Here is a 4,079-nt window from a genome sequence, read left to right as displayed (position 1 = left end):
CCTTCGACGGCTGCTTCTCCGAGGAGCACCCGCCGAGGAGGAAGAGCATGGCAAGCGAGAAGACGATGGTGCGCCGAATGGGATTCCGCAAGAGAAACTCCTTTCCCGACAAGAGGACGATGCCCGAAATTCTAGTCGAGGGGACTTCTCTTGTCAAACCGCGTAGCCGTCCGGATGGTTCCGGTGCCATTCCCACGCGGTGCGGACCATGTCCTCGAGCTCGGGAAGGCGGGGTTCCCAGGAGAGCACGCGGCGGATCTTGTCGCTCGCGGCGACGAGCCGGGCCGGGTCTCCCGGCCTTCTCTCCTCGACGATCTCGGGGATCGCGTGTCCGGTCACTCGGCGGGCGCACTCGACCACCTCGCGCACCGAGTAGCCCCTCCCGATGCCGACGTTGAAGGCGTCGCTCGCGCCCCCATCGGCGAGATGCCGGAGCGAGAGGATGTGCGCGCGGGCGAGATCGACGGTGTGGATGTAGTCGCGGATGCAGGTCCCGTCCGGCGTGTCGTAGTCGTCGCCGTAGATGAGGGCCTGCTTTCGCAGGCCGAGAGGGACTTGCAGCACGAGAGGAATAAGATGGGTCTCCGGGTCGTGGTCCTCGCCCAGCTCGCCGTCCGGGTCGGCTCCTGCCGCGTTGAAATAGCGAAGGGCGATCGAGCGGAGCCCGTGCGATTCCTCGAGGCTTCGGAGGAGCTTCTCCACGGCGAGCTTGGTGTCGCCGTATACGTTCACCGGGTTCTGCGGGTGATCTTCGCGGAGCGGCATCGCGATCGGCTCCCCATAGGTGGCGCACGACGAGGAGAAGACGAAGCTGCGAACTCCCGCCTCCACCGCCGCATCGAGGAGACGGACGGAACCGATCACGTTGTTCCGCCAATAGCGGAGCGGGTCTTCCATCGACTCGGCCACGTAACAGAACGCCGCGAAGTGGACGACCGCGTCGACCGGCCGTTCCTTGAGAAGCGAAGCGATGCGGTCGCGGTCCTCGAGCGCGATGACGTGGAGCTCGACGCCGCGAACCGCCTCCGCGTGCCCCTTGGAGAGATCATCGACGACGACCGGCTCGATCCCTTCGCGAAGAAGCTCCTTGACGGTTTGACTTCCGATGTATCCCGCTCCGCCCGTGACAAGGACCCTCATGCCCCCTCCTCCCGATCCGGGTTCCCTTCTCCCGGGATCGCCCCGGCCGGAGCGAGCGCCGCGCGCGGACGGCCCTCCCGGCTTCTCACATAGGCGTCCAGATCCGCGCGGAAGACCCTCCAGCCCCGCCCGACCTTCGAGGCGGGGATCGACCCCCTCCGAAGAAGATGCCGCGCGGTCTTCGTGGAGACGCGAAGGTACGCCGCCGCTTCTTCCGCGGTCATCGGCGAGCCCGATTCCGCAGCGGCGGGGAGGGCAATCGCGACGTTCCTCGGGGCGCGGTCGATCGACGCGTGAAGACGCGCGTCCTCCTGCGCGGCCTCCGGGGCGGGCTCAGGGGAAGGCGCCGCGGGCACCCCGCGCCGGAGATCCGCGACAACCTCCCGCACGAGTGCCTCGTCGATCAGGCTATTCCCCGCGCCGAACCCGAGAAGGAGCGCGTTCGAGCAGATCACGTTCACCATCCGCGGGATTCCGGACGTCTCGACGTGAATCCTGCGAAGAGCTTCCTCTGTGAAGAGACCGCGGTTCGGCGCCCCCACGACTCGAAGACGATGCTCGATGTAGCGGAGCGTCCTCTCCTCGGTCATGGGCGGGATGTCGAAGCGGACCGCCACCCGCTGCCGGAGCTGGCGAAGAGACGGCCTTTCGAGCTTCGCCGCGAGCTCCGGCTGCCCGACGAGGACCGTCTGGAGGAGCTTCGCCTTCCGCGACTCGAGATTGGAGAGCATCCGGACCTTCTCGAGCATCTCCTCGGAGAGGTTCTGCGCCTCATCGAGGATGAGAACGGTCTTCGCCCCTTCGTGATATTTCTTGAGGAGAAAACGGTTGAGCTCGATAAGAAGAAACGCCTCGGAATCGCCCTCCGCGCCGGTGTCGAAATCCTCGTGCACGAGCTTGAGAAGCTCGACGAAGCTCATCGTGGTCGAGAAGACGAACGCCGTGATCAGCTCGAGCCGGTGCTTCTCGAGGAAGGAGTGGACGATCGTGGTCTTCCCGGTTCCCACCTCGCCGGTGAGGAGCACATACCCCTTCCCGGTGTTCACCCCATACTCGAGATGCGCGAGCGCCTCCCGGTACACCTCGTCCAGATAGAGAAAGGACGGGTCGGGGGTGAGCTGGAAGGGATCTTCCGAGAAACCGTAGTACTTGCAGTACATGACGCTCCGATCGGGAACGAGGTCCTATCCGGGAAGATCGGCCCGCCGCGCGCGCGCCTTGACCTCCCGGCGGAAAGTCTCCCGGGCGGAGGGCCCCCGTGTCAAGGATCGCCGGGCCGCGTTCGCACCGGGAGAACGGCGAGCGAGGAAAGCGGCCGGAACGGGGATCAGCCGGGGAGGATCCAGGTGCCCGCGCGCCCCTCGATCCCCTCGCCGAGACGATGGACGGAGGTGACGAGAACCCCCTTTCCCCCCTCCTCGAGGAATGCGATCGCCGCCTCGATCTTGGGCCCCATGCTCCCCGCGGGAAACTCCCCCTCGGCCAGATAGCGCTTCGCCTCGGAAAGGGTCACGCGGTCGAGGTCGAGCTGGTCGGGGCGTCCGAAGCGGATCGCGACGTTTGCGACCGCGGTGAGGATGACGAAGACGCGCGCGCCGACCGCGCGCGCGAGGAGGAGCGCCGCGCGGTCTTTGTCGATCACCGCTTCCACCCCCTCGAGACGGCCGTCCTCCATGCGGCGCACCGGAATCCCGCCTCCGCCCACCGCGATCACGACCGCTCCCGAATCGACGAGCGAGCGGACCACATCCGCCTCGATGATCGCGACCGGCTTCGGGGAGGGGACGACGCGGCGGAACCCCCGGCCGCTGTCCTCGGCCATCTCCCAACTCTTTTCCTTGCGGATCGCCTCCACCTGGTCGGCGCGGTAGAAGGGCCCGATCGGCTTCGACGGTTTCCGGAACGCCGGGTCGTTCCGATCGACCTCGACTTGGTTGATCAGCGTGACGACCGGGCGATCGACTTGAAGCGCGCGAAGCTCGCCGAAGAGGCTCTGCTGGATCATGTAGCCGATCCCGCCGCACGAGTCGGCGACGCAGATGTCGAGCGGCATCGGGGGAATCTGGTGCGCCGCCGCCTCGCTTCGAATCACGATGTTGCCGACGACCGGGCCGTTCCCGTGGGTGAGAACGATCGAGTACCCCGCGGCGATCCGCTCGGCGACCGCGTGCATCGTGAGGCGGGTCGTCTCCCGCTGCTCGCCGATCGTCCCGCGGCTCGAATGGCCGATGAGGGCGTTTCCGCCGATCGCCACCACGATGCGGTCGCTTCTCTCGACCGGAATCGCCACGAACGGATCTCCTCGCGCGGGTACGGAACGCATTCCGGGGAAAGAGAGCGTCCGAAGACCCGGTGCGCGTGATGGGTCCCCGGACGCCCTCTCGAAGGGATGAACGTAGCACTTCGGGACGGGTTCGTCAACTCGGATCCACCGGCCTCGGACGCGAGGAGAACGCTCTTGCCGCGCGTTCCGCGCGAGGCACGGAACCTCGCCCACGATTTTCATGCGTAACGCTCGCGTAACGCGCTCCGCGTATCATTCCCGCGTGCGATCGGTATCGGCGTGCAGACCAAAAGGAGGTGCGTCATGCGTCGAGCACTCGCGAGGTTCTTTCTGATCGGCCTTCTCCTGTCGGCGGGCCCCGCGACCGCGCAGGACTTCACGTGGACGGGCTGGTTCGGGCCCCCGGGTAGCAACCCGGCCTGGGGGGCCTGGTGGTCCTCGGGCGACCTCCGGCTGAACGGATGGGGAGAGTCCTGGTGGTACTGGGAGGATCCGGCGCCGCATTTTCCGAACGTCGCCTCGTCGGTTCTGATCCCCGCGGGCGTCTCCGTGGACGCACACGGGGGCGGACAGGCGTATTGCGGCAGCTTGACGCTGGGAACGGAGGCTCTCTTGCAGAGTCAGTACGCCAACATCATCATCGGCGGTCCGGCGC

General features: G+C 66.8%; 4 protein-coding genes. 1 reads left to right on the top strand and 3 read right to left on the bottom strand.

The features are described 5' to 3' along the window. Positions 1–153: 153 nt before the first annotated feature. The 3 genes from galE to FJY73_14065 form a co-directional block, all read right to left on the bottom strand. On the bottom strand, positions 154–1,140 hold the full coding sequence (gene galE / locus FJY73_14075; GenBank protein MBM3321787.1) for a UDP-glucose 4-epimerase GalE: 987 nt from the start codon (positions 1,138–1,140) through the stop codon (positions 154–156). Continuing rightward, entirely contained in the window at positions 1,137–2,300 is a 1,164-nt protein-coding gene (locus tag FJY73_14070; GenBank protein MBM3321786.1) for an AAA family ATPase, read from the bottom strand. Before FJY73_14070 ends, galE begins: the two co-directional genes overlap by 4 nt. 167 nt (positions 2,301–2,467) lie before the next feature. Further along, on the bottom strand, positions 2,468–3,463 hold the full coding sequence (locus tag FJY73_14065; protein ID MBM3321785.1) for a carbamate kinase: 996 nt from the start codon (positions 3,461–3,463) through the stop codon (positions 2,468–2,470). A 264-nt stretch (positions 3,464–3,727) separates the two neighbouring features. Here FJY73_14065 and FJY73_14060 point away from each other — a divergent pair. Further along, positions 3,728–4,079 (top strand): hypothetical protein (locus FJY73_14060; protein MBM3321784.1); only part of this gene is annotated, 352 nt, incomplete at its 3' end.

It is taken from the genome of Candidatus Eisenbacteria bacterium, assembly GCA_016867715.1.
Classification (GTDB): Bacteria; Orphanbacterota; Orphanbacteria; order Orphanbacterales; family Orphanbacteraceae; genus VGIW01.
This window is presented reverse-complemented; position numbering and strand designations above follow the sequence as displayed.

Excerpts from the sequence above, each read along its gene's own strand:
- FJY73_14070 (MBM3321786.1), bottom strand. The coding sequence starts at position 2,300 with ATGTACTGCAAGTACTACGGTTTCTCGGAAGATCCCTTCCAGCTCACC.
- galE (MBM3321787.1), bottom strand. The coding sequence starts at position 1,140 with ATGAGGGTCCTTGTCACGGGCGGAGCGGGATACATCGGAAGTCAAACC.
- FJY73_14065 (MBM3321785.1), bottom strand. The coding sequence starts at position 3,463 with ATGCGTTCCGTACCCGCGCGAGGAGATCCGTTCGTGGCGATTCCGGTC.